Genomic DNA, 18,720 nt, shown 5'->3' on the forward strand with positions numbered 1-18,720 from the left:
CTATTTCTAGTCTTAGGGACGAAGTAGAGTAATTGTCTTCGCGGTACCACCCGGTTTCAATGTTGCCATTGCGCTCATTTGTGAGATAACGGTTTTCTCCGGATAGCTTAATCAATGTTTTCGCTCTCGCACCGTATGTGGATTCGCTGGTCTCTCTTTGCTAGTTTTCACCAACCACTAGCTCTCTACTAAAGGATCGCAGGTACTATTCATACTGTATCATTTGTCTAAGATTGTACACGCCCTAAGCAAAAAGTGCAAGCCTTTTACTGTATTTTTATTTAGAGGCTGTTGGCGTAAATACATTTTGAATTTCGCTCCATACATTTCCAAAGAAGTTTTGAACTTTTTGAACAACTTGTCCAACAAAACCTTTTGCTCCACGGACACTTTCTGTGACCACATTCGATTGCTCCACATCGTAAGCAGCTAATGCTTCTACTGTTCCGTGATCCTTACCATCTACATATCCTAGATTTTCACCTGGCATTTCAAAGGTCAATGTTCCGACCGTTTGTCCTGCTTGAACAGGCGCTTTTACTTTTCCATCTTCTGTTTTCAACTCATCTAACGGAATAAAGCCTATTTTAATTTGGCTAAGGGCTGTCCCTTTTGGAACGGCTGCAACAAAAGGTTTTCCATAGTCAACGCTCAGTGTTTCTTCCGTTCCACCTTCCAGAGGAATCGGCGCTAAATTTTGAACGGATTTCCCTGGAGAACCGACAATAAGTCCTTCATACTTTTTGAACAGTTCATCTAAAAGATGTCTGGTGACTTTAAATCGGTTTAGTGGCTCTTTAGAACCCATGCTTACCACAATCACAGAAAATCCATTTCTTGTTGCTGTTGTCGTAATTGAAGCTCCACCGGATTCACTCGTTCCTGTCTTCAATCCTGTTACCCCTTCATACTCAAATAAGAGCCCTGGAAGTAAGTAATTGAAGTTATCCATTTTAGTCGTTCCTGATCCATTTGGACGGAAAGTTTGGGTTGGAATTGATGAAATCTTCAAAATCTCGGGGAAATCATTCACTAAATTTTTAGCAATAATCGCAACCGAACGAGCAGACATACTATTTTCGTCTTCGTCTCCAAAAGCTGGATTTTTTTCGCTGCCACCGTATTTATTCGGTAATCCTGTTACATTAATAATTGTCGCGTCCTTAATGCCCCACTCGTTTAATTTTGCTTTCATCCGTTCAATCCAATTCGCTTCGGAACCACCAATGTATTCGGCAATTGCAAGAGTTGCTGCGTTGGCTGAATAGATTGAGATCGCATCAAAGAGTTCTTTGATTGTATATTTTTCATTTGGCCATAGTGGCACATTGGATAAATTATAATTGGCACTTAATTGATTGGCTCTGGCACTAATTGGGATCTTTGTTTCCCAAGTGATTTCTCCTTTTTTAATCGATTCTAAAATTAAATATTGTGAAATCATTTTACTCATTGAAGCAATTCCACGAACTTCATCTTGATTGTTTTGCATCAAAATTTTTCCGCTCGTTTGCTCGATTGCAATGTAGCTTTGTACATCTTGAATCGCAGCTGCTTCTTCTTTTTCTTTTGCGGCATCTTGCGCATAAATAACTGGAGTAAAACTCGTAGCACTCATAGCAAAAATGCTAAGGGCACACACGAATTTTTTCATCCATTTACGAGGACCTTTCATGTTTTTATATCTCCTAAATCTCTCAAATCTGCTTACTCATGTTACCGAAAAAATAAAGGAAAAACAATGGTAATCTGATTAATCTTTTATTACAAAATTGCGCTTATTTTTAATCTCATATTCGCTTGCTGTTCGAGGAAAAAATATTAATGTATCCACATCAACAATGGATGCCCTTCCATCTTTTAACAAGAAAAAAACACAAAAAGAAAAGTGTTTTTTTCTTGTTGTGTTTTCTTTAAAACCCTTTATGTTTTTCGAGAAATTGTTCTTCTTCTATTGTTGATTTTCTTCCTAAAATTTGATTTCGATGAGGATATCTACCAAATTGTTCAATAATCGCACGATGAGCCATTTCATATTTTTTTCGACGTTCTAATCCAGGTTCGTCAAACCATTTTGCAGCCCAATCATGAATCCAAAGAGACTCTGAATGCATGAAAGGCATCACAAGAAATCCTTGCTCGTCCACCGTCAATTCCTTCCAATAAGGCAAAGCTTCCTGGGCAAGCATTAAGGCTAAAGAATCCGCAGAGAACGCTTTTGCATCCTCACGAAACATATTTCTTGAGAATTGATCCAGAACAATTATTTCGGCTAGACGACCTCGCGAGGTCTTGCGCCAGTGAACCGTTTCGCCTGAAACGATAGCCTCATAAGTGGGAAGAAATCTCGTTCGAATTTCTGCATCAAACTCCTCCGATTTTTTAAACCAATCTGAAGCTTCACATTCTTTAAACCAGAACTCTAATACTTCTTGGGGCGAAACAATCATTATCCAATCGCTTCTTTCTTCGTTTTTTCATCTAGCTGATCGTTCATTCTTCCGTATTTATAGCCTTGCAAATCGACCGTTACAAATAAGAAGCCTAACTCTTGCATCATCTGATTAATCTCTTCGTGGTTTTTAACTAATTTTTCAATTTGGTCTGTCCCTACTTCAATACGAGCCAAATCTTGATGCACTCGAACACGCACTGGTTCAAATCCACGTTTTGCAAAATATTCTTCCGCCTTAAACACCGCTTCTACTTTTTCAGGAGTAATGCGAGTTCCATATGGAAAACGAGAAGCTAAACTGCAAGAAGGAGTCTTATTCCAGTTCGTCACTCCTGCACGTTTGGCTAATTCACGAATTTCTGATTTATATAATCCAGCTTCTTGTAAGAGACTACGCACGCCTTCCTCATTACGCGCCTTCACACCGGGACGATAATCGTTGATGTCGTCCATAATTAATCCATCTGAAAGAACAGTAAATCCTTCTCCTTCTACATTCTTTTTGATGGTTTGATAGAGCATTTTCTTACTGTAATACCAACTATTCGGAGTGTTTGAAGCAATGTGCGGATCGGATAACTCTTCCATTTCAAGCCCTAATACACGAGCACCCATTTCTGTTCCTAAATCGATTGCTTCACTAAACTCTCGGTCAGAAAACAATTCCGAGTTCACGACTGCCGCAATCACATTGTCACGTCCTAGAGTATCCACTGCAATCTTCAATAAATAGCTACTATCGATTCCTCCAGAATAAGGTACTACAATTTTTCCCACTTCTTTTAACAATTCGCGTAATCGTGCTTCTTTTTCATCCATTATTTGTTCCTTCTTTCTATCCTAAAAGCTTTCTCGACCTGTAAATTCTTCCAAGTATGCTTTATCTAAAATCAGTAATTTCTGATTATGAATTTCAACGACGCCTTCTTCTTTTAAATCATGAATAATGCGGTTTACGCTATTACGAGTGGAGATTCCACAAAAGCCAGCAATATCTTCGTTCGTAACGTTAAAATCGATAAGAATTCCATCCTCTACTTCCACGCCAAATTGATTCATCAATTTATATAGGAAGGAACAGACCGCCCCTTTCTTCCCATTCATCGTCATATATTGCAATGATTCAATGGTTTCAGACAATTTATTCCGGTAATATTCCCGAATATAATCTTGTAAGTGTTTATCATCTCTTACATATTCCCAGAATTTAATGCGTGGAATACGGTAGAAAGTTGCCTCGTCACTCTCAATGCGTACGTTAAAAGGTGCTGATGTATAGTTAGAAACCTCATCACGAACAAGTGAAACGATATCCACGGGCGTAACGTACTCTAAATTGAACTCTCGGCCATCTTTCATAATGATACTAGTCTTCACTACTCCATCAATCAGTACATAAGTATAGGCCTGCTCCAATCCACGGTATGCCAGGTACATGTGTTTTTTCTTCTTTATAATAGGGGTATTTTCTTTTTCTAAAAAATCGATTAAATATTTTTCACTGTTCAAATTGAACACTCCTCTAAGACAATTTCCTATACACACTATTATCATCTTACCACGAAAATATACGTTAACAAATGTTACTAACCTTTGAGACTTCTGCTGTGCGTTATTTGAGTATACTTATAATCGACAAACAAATTAAAGGAGATGTTATCATGGTTGAAATTAAACTACCTTACGACAAAAAGACAATTACTGCTGTAATTCCTGACAAAAACTTTGCAGGATTACTTGAATCGAAAGCGGAAAACTACCACAACCCACTTTCTGAACAAGAAACAGTGGAAAAATCAATGGATAACCCAATTGGTAGCCAAACATTAGAAGAATTAGCAAAAGGTAAAAAAGATATCGTATTAATCAGTTCTGACCATACACGTCCAGTCCCTTCACATATCATTACCCCTATCATTTTACGTCGTATCCGTAGCGTGAACCCTGACGCTCGTATCCGTATTTTAGTTGCGACTGGTTTCCACCGTCCTTCAACTCGCGAAGAGTTAATTAACAAATACGGTCAAGAAATCGTGGACAATGAAGAAATCGTAATGCACATTTCTACAAACGACGAAGACATGGTTAAAATCGGTCAACTTCCTTCAGGTGGTGACTGCATCATCAACCGTATCGCTGCTGAAGCAGACTTACTAATTGCTGAAGGATTTATCGAAAGCCACTTCTTCGCTGGATTCTCTGGCGGACGTAAATCAGTTCTTCCTGGTGTTGCTTCCTATAAAACAATTATGGCAAACCACAGTGGTGACTTTATCGACTCAGACAAATCACGTACTGGTAACTTAGACCATAACCCAATCCACGAAGATATGTTATACGCAGCACGTACTGCAAATTTAGCCTTCATCGTAAATGTTGTATTAGATGGTGAAAAACATATCATCGGTTCATTTGCCGGAGATATGGTTGAAGCTCATAAAGTGGGTTGCGAATTCGTTCGTGAATTAGCGCATGTAACTAAAATCCCTTGTGATATCGCCGTTTCAACAAATGGTGGTTTTCCACTAGACCAAAACATCTATCAAGCTGTTAAAGGGATGACTGCTGCCGAAGCAACAAACAAAGAAGGCGGCGTGATTATCATGGTTGCTGGATGTCAAGATGGTCACGGTGGTGAAGGTTTCTACCGTAACTTAGCAGATGTTAAAGACCCTAAAGATTTCTTAGACCAAGCAATTAACACTCCAAGACTTGAAACAGTTCCAGACCAATGGACTTCTCAAATCTTAGCGCGTATCCTAGTGCACCACCATGTAATCTTTGTATCTGACTTAGTTGAACCAAGTCTTATTACAAACATGCATATGGAATTAGCGAAAACATTTGACGAAGCTCTTGCACGTGCCTTCGAACTTCAAGGAGCAGACGCAAAAGTAACAGTTATCCGCGATGGATTATCTGTCATCGTCGAAGATAAATAATATGAAACAAGAAGAAATCCTACAACAAGTTAAAGATGGACGCCTCTCAGTTGAAGAAGCGTCCACCCTTCTGAAAGGGATTGAAGACATTGGGTACGCAGCCATTGATCTTTCTCGCCAAAAGCGCAATGGATTTCCAGAAATCATCTATGGTGAAGGAAAAAACATTGAGCAATTAATTGGCATCATCCGTGCAATGAATGAACATAAAACAGCCATTCTTGCGACACGCGTGAACGCTGAAAAAGGTGAAGCTCTGTCACAGGCTTTCCCTGAGGGCGTCTATGAACCTCTCGGACGTACCTTCGTCCTTAACCCAATCGCACCCAAACATGAACACTACATCGCAGTCGTTACAGCGGGTACAAGCGACATTCCTGTTGCCGAAGAAGCGGCTGTCACTGCGGAGACATTCGGAAATCACGTCAAACGTATTTACGACGTCGGAGTTGCAGGTATTCACCGCCTCTTCAATCGTCTCGAAGACATCCAAGGCGCTAGCGTCGTGATTGTCATCGCCGGTATGGAAGGTGCTCTTGTGAGTGTTGTCGGTGGGTTAGTAGACGTTCCTGTAATTGCCGTTCCAACCAGCATCGGATACGGAACGAATCTTCAAGGCGTGACGACTTTACTCAGCATGCTGACTTCTTGTGCAAGCGGCGTTACTGTCGTAAACATCGACAACGGCTTTGGCGCAGCCTATTCAGCAAGCATGATTAACAACATTCGAGGAGGACTCGCATGAGCACATTATATTTAGAACCATTTTCTGGGCTGAGCGGTGATATGCTAAATGCTCTTCTACTCGATTTAGGAGCCGACCGCAAGCATCTAGAAGAAGCCCTTACGACCATTTCGCTCGACGGTTACCATCTTCATGTAGACCGCATCGCGAAAAGCAGTATTTGGGGAACAGACTTCGATGTGCATATGGAACATGGTGAAAAAGACCATGGCATCGCTGGTGACTTTGACCATCACCATCATGACCATCACCATGAGCACGAACATACACATGAACATGCTCATTCACATGCGCACGAAGAACACACACATGCACACACGCATGAACATTCACAGCCACACGATCATCATCATCATGACCACGAACATACTCACGACGGTCATTCTCATAAGCATACACATAGTCATCATCACCATCACGGAGAAGTTCGTGGGTTGAAAGAAATCGAAACGATTATTCTTTCAAGTGGTGTCAGTGACTTTGTAAAAGAAAAAAGTTTGGAAGTATTCCGTGACATCGCACAAGCGGAAGCGAACGTACACCAAATGCCTGTGGAGGAAATTCACTTCCATGAGGTTGGCGCAACAGACTCTATCATCGACATCATGAGCTTCTTCATTTTGTGGGAAACACTCGACATCGATACGGTTTACAGCACTGCTGTCACAGAAGGTAGCGGAACAATTACCGTTGCACACGGAGTCATGCCTGTACCAGTACCTGCTGTAATGCAGTTAAGACTCCAAACTGCCATTCCATTCTCACAAGACTTTGACATTCATACAGAGCTTGTGACACCAACCGGCCTCGCTCTCTTTAAGGCCATCCGCCCAGTATTTGCACAACCTTCAAACCTAACTGCTACAAAAGTCGGTTATGGTTTTGGGAAACGTGACACGGGTAAATTCAACGCGTTACGCGGAACACTCTTAGAGAAAAGCACACATTCTCATCAAGTCGTGACTTCTAATAACGATGAAATCATTCAAATCGATACAACTATCGATGACCAAAGCGGTGAGGAACTTGGCTACATCATGAGCCTTTTATTAGAAGAAGGCGCGCTAGATGTGCATTACACTCCCGTTTACACAAAGAAAAACCGTCCGGCAACACATCTCACACTTCTCATCCAAGAAGGAGACCTCGAACGGTTTACAGCCATTTTATTTAAGCAAACTTCAACCATTGGCTTTCGTTATCAAAACGTCCAACGTAAAGTCATGACCCGCACTTTCCAGACGCAACAAACGAGCCTCGGAGCGGTGAAGGTAAAGAAAAACAAATACGGTACTTTTACAAAATCAACATTAGAATATGAAGACTGCGCCAAAATCGCCCACGAAACAGGATTATCGATTCAAGCCGTCTATCAACAATTAATAAAAGAAATACATTAAGGAGAATCAACCAATGGATCAAACATTTATGCATTTATTATTATCAGAATTTATGGGAACTGCCCTCATGATTATCTTCGGGGTCGGCGTACACTGTGATGACGTTTTGAAGAAAACAAAATACGCTGGATCAGGTCACTTATTCGCCATCACAACATGGGCATTCGGTATCACTGTTGCTTTATTCATCTTCGGTGGTGTAAGTATCAACCCTGCTATGGCGCTTGCTAAAGTGGTTTTAGGAGTACTTCCTGCAGAACAATTCATTCCAATTGCCAGCGCTGAATTCTTAGGCGCATTTGTTGGTGCGGTAATCGTATGGTTCATGTACGCAGACCACTTCACAGCTTCTGAAGGACTTGTTGATGGCGTTGCAATCCGTAACATCTTCTCAACCAACCCTAATTGCCGTAACTTACCACGTAACTACTTCGTCGAAGCATTTGCAACTTTCATTTTCTTAACAGCTATCTTAGCAACTGAAAATGTAAACAAAGAATTATTACCAATTGTGGTTGGTTTAATCGTATGGGCTGTCGGTATGGGTCTTGGAGGTACAACTGGATTCGCGATGAACCAAGCTCGTGACTTAGGACCTCGTCTTGCTTACCAATTATTACCAATCAAAAACAAAGTGAATAACGACTGGCAATATGGATTATTAGTACCTGGTACTGCTCCCTTCGTTGGTGCTGTTTGTGCTGCATTCTTCGTTCGTTACTACTTAGGTTACTTTATGTAAAATCCAATTATAAAAAGAAATGCACAAGAGAAATTCTCTTGTGCCTTTTTCATTTTGTCTCAAAAAACAGCCGACTATTTCTAGTCAGCTGTGTTGTGTTTACTTGCATCGATAATTTTCTTACGGTAATCCTTGTTTCGTCTTAGCGTGAAATAGTCTGGAACGGGATCTTGGCCACCGCGAATAAATGGATGGCATCGGCAAATGCGTCCGCACCCCATCAATACGCCTTTCAGCGCTCCATGCTTTTCAACCGCCTGAATCGTATAGCTCGAGCAGGTTGGTCTGTAGATACATGAAGGCGGGAATAAGGGAGAGATCCACTTTTGATATCCACGCACGAGTGCAATCATGATTTTTTTCATCTCTATACTGCTTTCTTAATTAATGAATCTGAAGAAGGCTTCTACTCCTTCTGCTGCAATTACTGTATAAACGTATAATGTCACTGGTTTTGCGATTAAACAAATGGCCACGAATTTCTTAAAGGTCATATGACTGAGGCCTGCCACCATACATAGGAAATCATCTGGGAATCCAGGAAGAACCAGCGCACCAAAGAAGAAGCGCTCGAAATGCTTTCCTTTGTCCAAATAACCGATGTATTTATTGTACGTATCATCATCCACGAACGCCTTCGCCAACGTCTCACCGTAGCGACGAGCTAACCAGAAGTTGATACAAGAACCAATCATGATTCCCACAAAATTATACACCCATCCGTAGAACGGCCCAAATACAATATGTCCAATCACACACGTTAGGCCACCAGGAATAATCGGGTAAACCACTTGCGTAATTTGAATCAGGATAAAAATCAAAATTCCTACCCAACCTGAGTGGGCAATGCTTTCACGGAACGGTCCGTCTATCGCAAAATAATCATTTTTTGCGACTAGCCATCCTAAAATAATGGTTAAAATAATCCCGATAACGGTCACGATTCGTATAATTTTACGATTTAATTCGATTGCTTTTGATGTATCCACAATGAACTCCTTAAACTATTGATAGTTGCATTATAACAGAGAAACTTAAAAAATCCTTCGAAAGTTTCTTACGTTTTGCTTAAGATTCGTGATTCTCTAGGTTCCACGGTTTTACAACGGTAATATGATCCATTAATGCTTCTTGGCGTCCTAGTTGCTCTAGACGTGCCTTACGACGTTCTTCGTAGCCACTGCAGATGAACTTCTCTTCATCTGTTTCTGGAACGATAGCATCTACCATAAAATCTGTTTCTCCTTCACGAGGAAGTGCCACAAATGTCCAAAAGCTTGTCGCCGCTAAATAGCGTTCGCCGTTTAACACATCTTCTCCGACCACTTTACAGAAAACTTCCATACTCTTCTTCCCTGTTCCTGAGATATACGTTTCTACGCAGACAGAATGCCCTAATGGAAGTGGTTTTAAATAGTTCATCGCGTCCACCGATGCTGTTACCGCAAGACGACGGCAATGACGAGAGACCGTAATCGATGCACAGTCATCAATAATTCGTGTTAGATTCCCTCCGAATAAAGTATTATGCATATTCACATCGAATGGGAAAATTCTACGTGCTTGAATCGCACGAGTTTGGCTACATGTTTTTGTACTCATTTGTTTAGCTCCTTGGATAGTTTACTGTTTCATTCTAACACGAAACTAAAATGCGTTCAAAGACACTCAAATTGTGTTTTGGAGAATCCTTCGGATTGAATTATAATAGCGGTAACGTTGCACCGGTTCGAGCTGTACGTAGAAAAAAAGACCCACAGTGTGAGTCCGGTAATCCCTGTTATTTTTTCTTTGCGCGTTTGGCTTCGTGAATCAGTTTCAATGCTCTCTTTCTTGTTTTGATATTTGGGCTCTTCATTTGTCGATATGCTGTTGCTAAATCTTGTTTCATAACATACACCTCCTATTGCTTCTCTCGTAGTTTACCAACTTGCTTTTTTAATACCAGGAATTAGTCCTATATGCGCTAATTCTCTGAATTTAATACGTGACAAGCCAAATTTACGCATATATCCTCTTGGACGGCCATCCGTTTGATCACGAAACTTCAATCGGTTCGGATTTGAATTTTTAGGCAGTTTTCTTAGCCCGTCAATGTCTCCAGCTTGCTTTAGGGTATAACGTTCTTCAGCGTAACGTTCGATGAGCGCTTTTTGTTTTTCATACTTTGCAATTTTAGATTTCTTTGCCATTTTCTTCTCTTCTTTCTAAATCGTAATTGTTACGTTTTACATTGTATCAATTGTTTCCTTTAAAATCAAGTGGTTTATCCCAATAAAAAAAGAGAGCCTTTTTCAAAGCTCTCCTTCAAATCGTATTTATTTAAAATTAGTCAATCCCAACTTCTTTACGAACAACGTCAGCAATACGTGTTACGTAGTCGTGAACGAGTTCATCTGTTGGTGCTTCAACCATGACACGAACAAGCGGCTCAGTACCACTTGGACGAACAAGCACACGTCCGTTTCCATCCATCTCAGCCTCTACAGCATCGATGACTTCTTTAATCGCTGGAACTTCCATTACTCCATTTTTATCGCTCACACGAATGTTTACTAATTCTTGTGGGTATGTTGGTACTTCACTGGCTAATTCGCTTAATGATTTGCCAGTTTGTTTCATAACATTCATTAATTGAATTCCTGAAAGTAATCCGTCACCTGTAGTGTTTAAATCAAGGATAATGATATGTCCTGATTGTTCCCCACCAAAGTTGTAGTTGTTTTTGCGCATTTCTTCAACCACGTAACGGTCACCAACTGCTGTTTGAAGAGCAACCATTCCTTCAGCTTCTACCGCTTTATGGAATCCTAGGTTACTCATAACGGTTGATACGATCGTATCTTTGCTTAAAGTCCCTTGGTTCTTGAAGTGTTTACCAAGGATGAACATGATTTTATCACCATCAACGATTGTTCCATTTTCATCAACTGCGATACAGCGGTCTCCGTCTCCGTCAAAACTCAAACCGATATCTGCTCCTGTTTCTTTTACGAACTCCACTAAGGCTTCTGGATGTGTTGACCCTACGCCATCGTTAATGTTCACGCCGTTTGGTTTGTCACCCATTGTGTGGAAGTCTGTGTCTAAGTCAGCGAATAAACGCGTTAACATGGAAGCTGTGGCTCCGTTTGCGCCGTCTAAAGCGACTTTCATTCCTGATAGAGAATCTACCGTATTTTGTAGGAATTGGCTGTATTTCAATGTTCCTTCTAAGTATTCATCTACTGTTCCTAATGCGTCTGTAGAAGGACGTGGTAATGTGTCTTCTTCGGCATCTAATAATGCTTCGATTTGCGCTTCTGTTTCATCTGTTAGTTTAAATCCATCTCCCCCGAAGAATTTAATTCCATTATCTTGAGCAGGATTGTGGGATGCTGAAATCATAACCCCAGCTACAGCGCCTTGTACTCGTGTTAAATAAGCTACCCCTGGAGTAGGAATCACTCCAAGTTGCATTACTTCAATCCCTACAGAGAGTAATCCAGCGATTAAAGCATGCTCTAATAATTGACCAGAAATACGAGTGTCACGCCCCACTAATACTCGTGGATGTGCATTTCCTTCTGCTTGTTGTAATAATACATAACCGCCATAACGGCCTAGTTTAAATGCTAATTCTGGTGTTAATTCTGCGTTAGCTACGCCACGAACACCATCTGTTCCAAAATATTTGCCCATAAATTTCTCCTTTAGCCTTATCTGGCTTGTGTTGTCTGTTCTTGTGTCGTTGTTTGCTCTTGTGTTGTTTCGGACTCTTTAGTTGTTTCTCGTGAATCCAAAATACCATGATCTACCACCGTAATAGTGACCTCAACTGCTTCTGGGGTAATACTATTGACACCAGATGGTAGTGTTAATGTTACTGTTTTTTTCGTGGTTTGAGTCACGTTGCTCACATCTACCACTACTGGAATAGCTGTAATTTGATTTAAAATCGATTGAGCTCCTAAGATTGTAACTTGCTTAGTAGTAGAATTCAATGAATATGAATAACGTGAAGTGCCACCAGTTGTCGTAAAGACAAGAGGGACTGTTTTGGAGCTAGAAGAAATTGGCACTCGAACTTGTACACGTTCTGGCTCAATTTTCACCGCAACAGGTTTTCCTGTGGCATCCAAAGCTTGTAGTTGTGCTGTAGTCGTATAGTCTGATTTTGTTCCTTCAGGAATCGTAACTTTTGCGACTACTTTTTCCACTTGATTTAAAATCGAATCCGCAGCTTTGACTGTAACTGTTCCTGGAGAGGTCAAGCCATCTCCAACTTGATAGCCATTGCCAATACTTGAAGAATCGACCGTTACATTAACAGGAAACTCTTTAGCATTCTTCTTCTCGATGGTAATTTCAACACTTTCTGGTGAAACAATACCTGTTACTCCAGTTGGAAGTCCTGATACTGAAAGAGAAATTGTATGCTTTCCTTCCCCTAACTCTGTTAAATTTGGCGTAGTCACTTTGTACGAACCATTGCTAGATGTGCTTAAAATCAAACTGCTTGGCCCTTCAAGACGTAAAGCAACAGAGTCTGGTAATCCTGTTACCGAGTATTCTTCACTGTTGATATCCACATAAATTGGCACATTTGTAATCGTGTTTGAACTTGATTGTGGATTTAAAGTGCTGGAACGTAATCCGGAATTAGCGTCTTTAGCTAAAATAAATAGAAAGATACTTAGTACTAAAGACATCAACATGAGAAATGATTTTTTATTCATCCAATTAGCCATTCGAACGACCCCCTTTAAAGAGCGCACGTATCCAACGAACGACTGCTGGATCCTTCTCGTCGTGTCCTTCTACCACTAAATGTTGTGACAAAACTTGAACTAATTCTTCAGAAGAAAGTTCTCGATGTAATTTTTCTCGAATCGCTACACTCACTTTCCCCGTTTCTTCAGAGATGATAATCGTAATCGCATCACTCACTTCACTTAGACCAATCGCAGCACGGTGACGTGTTCCTAATTCTTTTGGAATCATCATATTCTCAGATAGCGGTAAATAGCAAGCCGCTGCAGCAATATGATAATCACGAATAATCATTGCCCCATCATGTAATGGTGTATTTGGAATAAAAATATTCGTAATCAATTGATTAGAAATCTCAGAGTGAATCGGAATCCCGGTATTAATAAATTCTTCTAGAGAATTCCCTTGTTCAATCGAAATTAAAGCTCCAATTCTTCGTTTTGCCATATATTGAATGGCTGTATTCAACTCATTAATCATGATTTCTGCTTCATTGGCACTTTCATATTTACGTGAGAAGAAATTCGAACGTCCAATATGTTCTAATCCGCGGCGAATCTCTGGTTGGAACACAATCAATGCAGCCACAACCCCCCACTGAATCACGAAGTTCATAATCCAGTCTAAAGTAGTTAGCCCAAGGAAAAAACTAATAAACTTCATTGCAGCAATTGCCGCAATTCCTTTCATTAAATGAATTGCCCTTGTTCCTTTAATAATCACTAAAATATTATAGAGAATGTACCAAACAATCAAAATATCAATCAGATTGCGAAAACTCCCCCATGAAAATAAACTATTCCAATTTATTTGCATAAAGTTAACCTCTCTTCCACCAATATGTACCTTTCTATTATAGCACAGATAGCCCCTAAACTAAAAAGTGCACGATTATTATTAAAACAATTAAAACAAATTAATACGCTCGTAAATATTCATACAAAACCAAAAATTAAAACGTTTACAAAAACATTTACATTTGTTAAACTGGCAATGAGATGATCACTATAAAATAACAATTGTTACAGAAGGAGGACTTAAGTGTAGCAATCTTCTCAAAAATACTATTTAGGAGTTGAATATATCAAAAATTATGTTTTTACTATTTTTCTTAATCATGTTTTTTAGTTTGTTTAGCCCCTTTCTTTCCAAAGCCGAAGTATAACTATAAATTTTTTGACTTCTCGAACGCTTATAGTTAACAAAAAATATTATTTTTGAGAACAGGGATTCAACAAACTAATTGAATGACCAGCTACAATAAAAAATTTTTTCCGTGATGAGAAATGTGACAGGAGGAATTTATAATGAAAGACGATCGTAAGGGATATATTATTGCTGGAGTTTTAGGATTGCTCACCTATTTTGTAGGAACTACCATTTACTATCTTCTTACTCATTAATCGCAGATACTCTCTAGAATGATATGTATGGAAATTACCTAAGGCCGTAACAGGAGGTCAACTATGTCAGTTTTTACTCTAGGAAATTATACAGTGCATCTAGGCACAGGTTTACTTGGGTTTCAGTTACCAGAAGGGTTAAAGATTATATCTTCTTGTACCCTTCAAACTTACTTATTTATCCTAAATAACTCTGACGCAGACAGCTGTGATATTATAAATGGTGGTAACGCATCTTACACTATTAACGAAAATCAAATTTTCGTTGAGATAGCCTTTCCTGATGAATTTCAATACATCCTTCATCCTAATTTTGAAGGACTCATTAATCATTCAGGAGGGATAGAATGACATTCCAAAAATTTTTCATTGGAGATTATACACTTCAAATTCCTCTTTCTTTTGAAGTGATTCATCAAGAAAACGAAGAACTAATGTTATTAAGCCCACCTACTTATCACAGCACCGCACGTATATACATCTGCCCAGAAACCAAACAATTACACTTCACGAATCTCGGTTTGATGAAAGTAAGAATTGCGGAAGATATCATTCAAATAATTCCGTTAAAACAAGAAGAATACTCTTTTCTGAATCTGAATCGTGATTATATTGATTTAATGGAGGAGTAAAAATGGAGACAATAAAATTAGGAACTTATTCTATTCATATTTCACCTAATATCGACACAGTAATGGATGTTAGTCATAAAAAACTATTGCTTTGTCACAAGAGTTCGTTAAATACGATTGGCTTGCTCACTTATAACGAGCAAACTGACACTATAAAATTTAACTGCCGATGGGCTACCGACTTTGAAATGCATGAAAAAGATATTACAGTCATACTTCCAGAAGGCCTAGACTAGAATAAAATAAATAAGCGTTCATCCCTTTCAAGATGAACGCTTATTTTCTTTTATGCTTCCTCAACATTTGCAATGTAGTAAGAATACCCACCAGTCACTGCTACCACCACTACTAGAATCATCGTAGCTACCAAAATTGCAATATTATTTACCATAAAGATTGCTGTTAAAATCATTAATATTCCAGCAATAATAGAAGCAAAACCAAAGAATCGTTGTGTTTTTCGGAAAGCTACATCATTATTTTTTAGCCATGACGCACGGAATCCAAAGTATTTTGTATTGTCTTTAATCTTAGGAAAGAGATTTCCAATCAGGATAAAGAAAATCCCAAGGATGAATGTCAAAAAACGTCCTATTTGTGTCCCAATCGTCACTCCATTTAAAAACAACCAAAATTGAAAATAAGCAACAACATTCAGCAATAGCAGAACTAACCAACTAATAGAACGAGCGGTTTTCACATTCCCCCCTGTTAATTTAGGAGAAGTGCTAGCAATACGAATGATAAATCCAACAATGGCCACAATCACCGGATATATTAAAATCGTAAATCGATTGGCGGTGCCGGTAACATTTCCAGAAAAGTCGAAATTAGATACAATGGTCTCCGGTAAGAACCACACCACCACTAGAGCCACAACGAGTGGTGCGAACATCAATGCAATATAAGTATATTTTTTTATTTGTTTTACTTGTTCCATGTTATTTTCCCCCAATAATTTGATTGATCCATACAATCGCTTCATCCAGTACGGTCAAATTCAATTCATAATAAATAAAGTTTTTATAACGTGTTTCGTAGATTAAATCTGCTTGTTTTAATTTTCTAAGATGATAAGACAAAGCTTGCGGCGTCATCCCAATTAACTCCGCTAAATCACCTGTATTGGTCTTCCCTTTACGCAGAATTTCTAAAATTTGACGGCGCGTTTCGTCCGAAAGAGCAGACATTACTTCATTAACAGCCATCTCCTCAACTTCTTTCTATTTAAATTTATCTTTAAGTAGATTATACTCCTGAGGGATGTAAAATGCAACACCTATTTAAAATATTTTTTAATAGATTTTCGTGTAAAAGAAAGATGATACCTATGATTTCTTATGGATTGGTTTATCATCGCGGTAATAAACCAATCCGTAAGTTCCTTCGGTATCATCTTTTTAAACTTGTTCTTCTCCTGAGAGTGTATCTGCCACTAAAGTGCGTCACTTAAGCGTGCGAACTCTTCAATTGTCAGTGTTTCTGCACGTCTAGTTGGGTCGATACCTGCTACTTCTAATGCAGCAGCTAAGCTTTCTTTTGTATGGCTATTTCCAACGTAGGCTTTAGCTAAATTATTCCATAGCGTTTTACGGCGTTGCACGAAACTGTTTTTCACGAGCGCGAAGAATTTCGCTTCGTCTTTTACTTCCACGAGTGGTTTTTCCCGACGTTTTAACACTAGAATCGCAGAATCCACATTTGGAGCTGGATTGAAGACCGTCTTCGGCACGATAAATCCGATGCTTGCTTCGCAGAAATATTGAATCGCAATCGTGAGCGATCCATACGCCTTCGAATTTGGCTCAGCCGTCATTCGTTGCGCCACTTCTTTTTGCATCATCATCGCAAAACCATCGATTGGTAATTTCGATTCCAATAAATTCATAATGATTGGCGTTGTAATATAGTACGGCAAGTTGGCCACGACTAATAACGGCTCATTAATGTCGAAATGCTCTCCGATGACTTGCTCCAAGTCGACGTCCAAGATGTCGCTATGAACCACCGTTACGTTATCGTATGGAGCCAATGTTTCATCGAGCACTGGCAACAAACGGCCATCGATTTCAAACGCCAGCACTTGTTTGGCTTCTCTTGCTAGACGTTCGGTCAACGCACCAATCCCTGGTCCGATTTCAATGACGTTTGTCGTTTTGTCGACTCCCGCCACTTCTAGCATACGCGTTAAAATATTCGGTTCAATTAGGAAATTTTGCCCTAGACTCTTCTTCACTGTTAGCCCATGACGTTCCATAATCTCGCGCGTTCTTTTCGGCGTCGCGATATCCTTTATTTCATTCATGTTTGTCCTCATTTTCTAAGACAGCCTCAAGTGCCGTCCTTAATTGTTCTTCTGTAATACCAAATAATTGTAATCTTTTCGCGAACTGTTTTCCATTCGTATGGCCAATTTTTAGAAAATCCGCCACCGCTTGACGTCTTGTTGCTGAATCTGGTCGTCCGACAAACCCAAGCGCCATCAGGGTTGCCTGCGAAATCACTGGTTCTCCCGTTACTGTTGAAATCTCATGCACCGATTCGAGTGCTCGCTGAATCGCTTCGGTACTCGCGTGTTCCACCCCTAGACTCTTATGATTGTCCTTTCTGACGGCTTCTGCACGTTCGATAAAAGCATGCTTTACACCAGGTACGTGCTCTTGAATAATGTTTCGAATGCGAGTCCCAGGATAATCTGGGTCCGTAAACACAATCACTTCACGCGTTTGAAGTGCCTTTTGAATGAGTGCAATCGTTTCTTCGTCAATCGCTGAGCCATTCGTTTCAATCGTTTCGATATCCGGATAGATTTCTCTCAAGCGTCTTGTATCATCTCGCCCTTCTACAACAATGACTGGATTCATAGCAAGCCTCTTTCTTCCATGCGGAATAGCTTGATGGCATTTTGTGTTGTTTGATGGGCCACTTCTTCCCAAGCAAGGGCGCGTTCTTTGGCAATCGTTTCAACCACGTAGCGCGTATAGCCGGGTTCGTTTCTCTTTCCACGGTATGGCACAGGGGCTAAATACGGTGCGTCGGTTTCCACTAACATACGGTCGAATGGGACTAATTTTGCACACTCACGAACTTGCGGTGCATTTTTGAAGGTCGTCACACCGCTAAAGGAAATATGCATGCCTAAGTCCAAGAAACGCTTCATAAATTCCACGTCGCCATTATAACTATGCATAATGCCTCCGATGTCTTGAATGCCTTCTTCTTTTAGAATCTTGTAGCAATCTTCTGTCGCATCGCGGTTATGAATCACAATCGGCAATTTCATTTCTTTGGCAATCGCGATTTGGCGACGGAACACCTTGTCTTGTTCCTCGGGCGTTGAATCTTTCCAATAGTAATCCAACCCCATTTCCCCCATTGCGACCACTTGCGGATGCGTCAAACGTTCTTGTAACCAACTTTCTATTTCTTTATTGTATTGATAGGCTTCAGTTGGATGCCATCCGATAATTGAAACTACTTCTTTGAATTCTTCACTCAATTCAAGACTTCGCGTAATTGTATCCGTATCAAATCCCACCACCGCAAAACGCGTTACGGCGAGTTCCTTTGCACGCGCGATAACCTCTTTTTCTTCTCCTGTAAACGCAGATACATTTAAATGCGTATGCGTATCAAAAATCATCATTTC

At 39.9% G+C, this 18,720-nt stretch carries 24 protein-coding genes and 1 other annotated feature; of the genes, 7 read left to right on the forward strand and 17 right to left on the reverse strand.

The genetic code is table 11. The features are described from left to right. Positions 1–11: 11 nt before the first annotated feature. Positions 12–224, reverse strand: a binding site (T-box leader). Between the two features lie 53 nt (positions 225–277). The 4 genes from NQ540_RS08930 to NQ540_RS08945 all read right to left on the reverse strand — a co-directional run bounded on the left by NQ540_RS08930 (position 278) and on the right by NQ540_RS08945 (position 4,009). Next, positions 278–1,675 (reverse strand): serine hydrolase, encoded by a 1,398-nt coding sequence (locus NQ540_RS08930; RefSeq protein WP_005606377.1) that lies wholly within the window; start codon positions 1,673–1,675, stop codon positions 278–280. A gap of 238 nt (positions 1,676–1,913) precedes the next feature. Then, entirely contained in the window at positions 1,914–2,450 is a 537-nt protein-coding gene (locus NQ540_RS08935; protein WP_005606378.1) for a DUF924 family protein, read from the reverse strand. Further along, positions 2,450–3,274: an ATP-dependent sacrificial sulfur transferase LarE gene (gene larE / locus NQ540_RS08940; protein ID WP_005606379.1), complete on the reverse strand. Its 825-nt coding sequence runs from the start codon at positions 3,272–3,274 to the stop codon at positions 2,450–2,452. Before larE ends, NQ540_RS08935 begins: the two co-directional genes overlap by 1 nt. 21 nt (positions 3,275–3,295) lie before the next feature. Next, positions 3,296–4,009, reverse strand: a complete 714-nt coding sequence (locus tag NQ540_RS08945) for a Crp/Fnr family transcriptional regulator (protein ID WP_005606380.1) — start codon at positions 4,007–4,009, stop codon at positions 3,296–3,298. 107 nt (positions 4,010–4,116) lie between these two features. Between NQ540_RS08945 and larA the strand changes: the two genes are divergently transcribed. From larA to larD, 4 genes are read left to right on the forward strand one after another with little or no spacing between them, the layout of a single operon-like run. Then, positions 4,117–5,397: a nickel-dependent lactate racemase gene (larA, locus tag NQ540_RS08950; protein WP_039848987.1), complete on the forward strand. Its 1,281-nt coding sequence runs from the start codon at positions 4,117–4,119 to the stop codon at positions 5,395–5,397. Position 5,398: 1 nt separating this feature from the next. Beyond that, entirely contained in the window at positions 5,399–6,142 is a 744-nt protein-coding gene (larB, locus tag NQ540_RS08955; RefSeq protein ID WP_039848988.1) for a nickel pincer cofactor biosynthesis protein LarB, read from the forward strand. Then, positions 6,139–7,542 (forward strand): nickel pincer cofactor biosynthesis protein LarC, encoded by a 1,404-nt coding sequence (larC, locus tag NQ540_RS08960; RefSeq protein WP_005606383.1) that lies wholly within the window; start codon positions 6,139–6,141, stop codon positions 7,540–7,542. Before larB ends, larC begins: the two co-directional genes overlap by 4 nt. Positions 7,543–7,555: 13 nt before the next feature. Continuing rightward, positions 7,556–8,284: a D/L-lactic acid transporter LarD gene (gene larD, locus NQ540_RS08965; RefSeq protein ID WP_005606384.1), complete on the forward strand. Its 729-nt coding sequence runs from the start codon at positions 7,556–7,558 to the stop codon at positions 8,282–8,284. Between the two features lie 80 nt (positions 8,285–8,364). On the opposite strand, the gene yidD is transcribed toward larD, so the two are convergent. From yidD to cdaA, 8 genes are all read right to left on the reverse strand, one after another. Beyond that, positions 8,365–8,649 carry a membrane protein insertion efficiency factor YidD gene (gene yidD / locus NQ540_RS08970; protein ID WP_005606386.1) on the reverse strand — a complete coding sequence of 95 codons (285 nt, stop codon included), beginning with the start codon at positions 8,647–8,649 and terminating at the stop codon, positions 8,365–8,367. A 15-nt stretch (positions 8,650–8,664) separates the two neighbouring features. Then, the gene (locus NQ540_RS08975) at positions 8,665–9,273 is read right to left on the reverse strand and encodes a TVP38/TMEM64 family protein (protein WP_005606387.1); all 609 of its coding nucleotides are present in this window, start codon (positions 9,271–9,273) and stop codon (positions 8,665–8,667) included. Positions 9,274–9,352: 79 nt separating this feature from the next. Beyond that, positions 9,353–9,886 (reverse strand): acyl-CoA thioesterase, encoded by a 534-nt coding sequence (locus NQ540_RS08980; protein ID WP_005606388.1) that lies wholly within the window; start codon positions 9,884–9,886, stop codon positions 9,353–9,355. A gap of 178 nt (positions 9,887–10,064) precedes the next feature. Beyond that, entirely contained in the window at positions 10,065–10,175 is a 111-nt protein-coding gene (locus tag NQ540_RS08985) for a putative metal homeostasis protein (protein ID WP_168160678.1), read from the reverse strand. Positions 10,176–10,206: 31 nt separating this feature from the next. Beyond that, positions 10,207–10,476, reverse strand: a complete 270-nt coding sequence (gene rpsN, locus NQ540_RS08990; protein WP_005606389.1) for a 30S ribosomal protein S14 — start codon at positions 10,474–10,476, stop codon at positions 10,207–10,209. Between the two features lie 136 nt (positions 10,477–10,612). Beyond that, positions 10,613–11,965 carry a phosphoglucosamine mutase gene (glmM, locus tag NQ540_RS08995; RefSeq protein ID WP_005606390.1) on the reverse strand — a complete coding sequence of 451 codons (1,353 nt, stop codon included), beginning with the start codon at positions 11,963–11,965 and terminating at the stop codon, positions 10,613–10,615. A gap of 17 nt (positions 11,966–11,982) precedes the next feature. Further along, positions 11,983–13,014: a CdaR family protein gene (locus tag NQ540_RS09000; RefSeq protein ID WP_005606391.1), complete on the reverse strand. Its 1,032-nt coding sequence runs from the start codon at positions 13,012–13,014 to the stop codon at positions 11,983–11,985. After that, positions 13,007–13,852 (reverse strand): diadenylate cyclase CdaA, encoded by an 846-nt coding sequence (gene cdaA, locus NQ540_RS09005; RefSeq protein WP_005606392.1) that lies wholly within the window; start codon positions 13,850–13,852, stop codon positions 13,007–13,009. The genes NQ540_RS09000 and cdaA overlap by 8 nt, the downstream gene beginning before the upstream one ends. Positions 13,853–14,502: 650 nt before the next feature. On the opposite strand from cdaA, the gene NQ540_RS09010 reads away from it, so the two are divergent. From NQ540_RS09010 to NQ540_RS09020, 3 genes are read left to right on the forward strand one after another with little or no spacing between them, the layout of a single operon-like run. Continuing rightward, on the forward strand, positions 14,503–14,790 hold the full coding sequence (locus NQ540_RS09010; protein WP_005606395.1) for a hypothetical protein: 288 nt from the start codon (positions 14,503–14,505) through the stop codon (positions 14,788–14,790). Continuing rightward, a complete protein-coding gene (locus NQ540_RS09015) occupies positions 14,787–15,071 on the forward strand; it encodes a hypothetical protein (protein ID WP_005606397.1) in 285 nt (94 codons plus the stop codon). Before NQ540_RS09010 ends, NQ540_RS09015 begins: the two co-directional genes overlap by 4 nt. A gap of 2 nt (positions 15,072–15,073) precedes the next feature. Further along, positions 15,074–15,307: a hypothetical protein gene (locus NQ540_RS09020; RefSeq protein ID WP_005606398.1), complete on the forward strand. Its 234-nt coding sequence runs from the start codon at positions 15,074–15,076 to the stop codon at positions 15,305–15,307. A 50-nt stretch (positions 15,308–15,357) separates the two neighbouring features. Here NQ540_RS09020 and NQ540_RS09025 read toward each other — a convergent pair whose 3' ends face one another. From NQ540_RS09025 to NQ540_RS09045, 5 genes are all read right to left on the reverse strand, one after another. After that, entirely contained in the window at positions 15,358–16,011 is a 654-nt protein-coding gene (locus NQ540_RS09025; RefSeq protein ID WP_005606400.1) for an SdpI family protein, read from the reverse strand. Between the two features lies 1 nt (position 16,012). Beyond that, positions 16,013–16,279: a metalloregulator ArsR/SmtB family transcription factor gene (locus NQ540_RS09030; protein ID WP_005606402.1), complete on the reverse strand. Its 267-nt coding sequence runs from the start codon at positions 16,277–16,279 to the stop codon at positions 16,013–16,015. 227 nt (positions 16,280–16,506) lie between these two features. Then, the gene (gene rsmA / locus NQ540_RS09035; RefSeq protein WP_005606404.1) at positions 16,507–17,376 is read right to left on the reverse strand and encodes a 16S rRNA (adenine(1518)-N(6)/adenine(1519)-N(6))-dimethyltransferase RsmA; all 870 of its coding nucleotides are present in this window, start codon (positions 17,374–17,376) and stop codon (positions 16,507–16,509) included. Further along, the gene (rnmV, locus tag NQ540_RS09040) at positions 17,369–17,935 is read right to left on the reverse strand and encodes a ribonuclease M5 (RefSeq protein ID WP_005606405.1); all 567 of its coding nucleotides are present in this window, start codon (positions 17,933–17,935) and stop codon (positions 17,369–17,371) included. Before rnmV ends, rsmA begins: the two co-directional genes overlap by 8 nt. Continuing rightward, a complete protein-coding gene (locus NQ540_RS09045; RefSeq protein ID WP_039848991.1) occupies positions 17,932–18,714 on the reverse strand; it encodes a TatD family hydrolase in 783 nt (260 codons plus the stop codon). The genes rnmV and NQ540_RS09045 overlap by 4 nt, the downstream gene beginning before the upstream one ends. Between the last annotated feature and the right edge of the window lie 6 nt (positions 18,715–18,720).

The organism is Granulicatella adiacens ATCC 49175 (assembly GCF_025150565.1).
Classification (GTDB): Bacteria; Bacillota; Bacilli; order Lactobacillales; family Aerococcaceae; genus Granulicatella; species Granulicatella adiacens.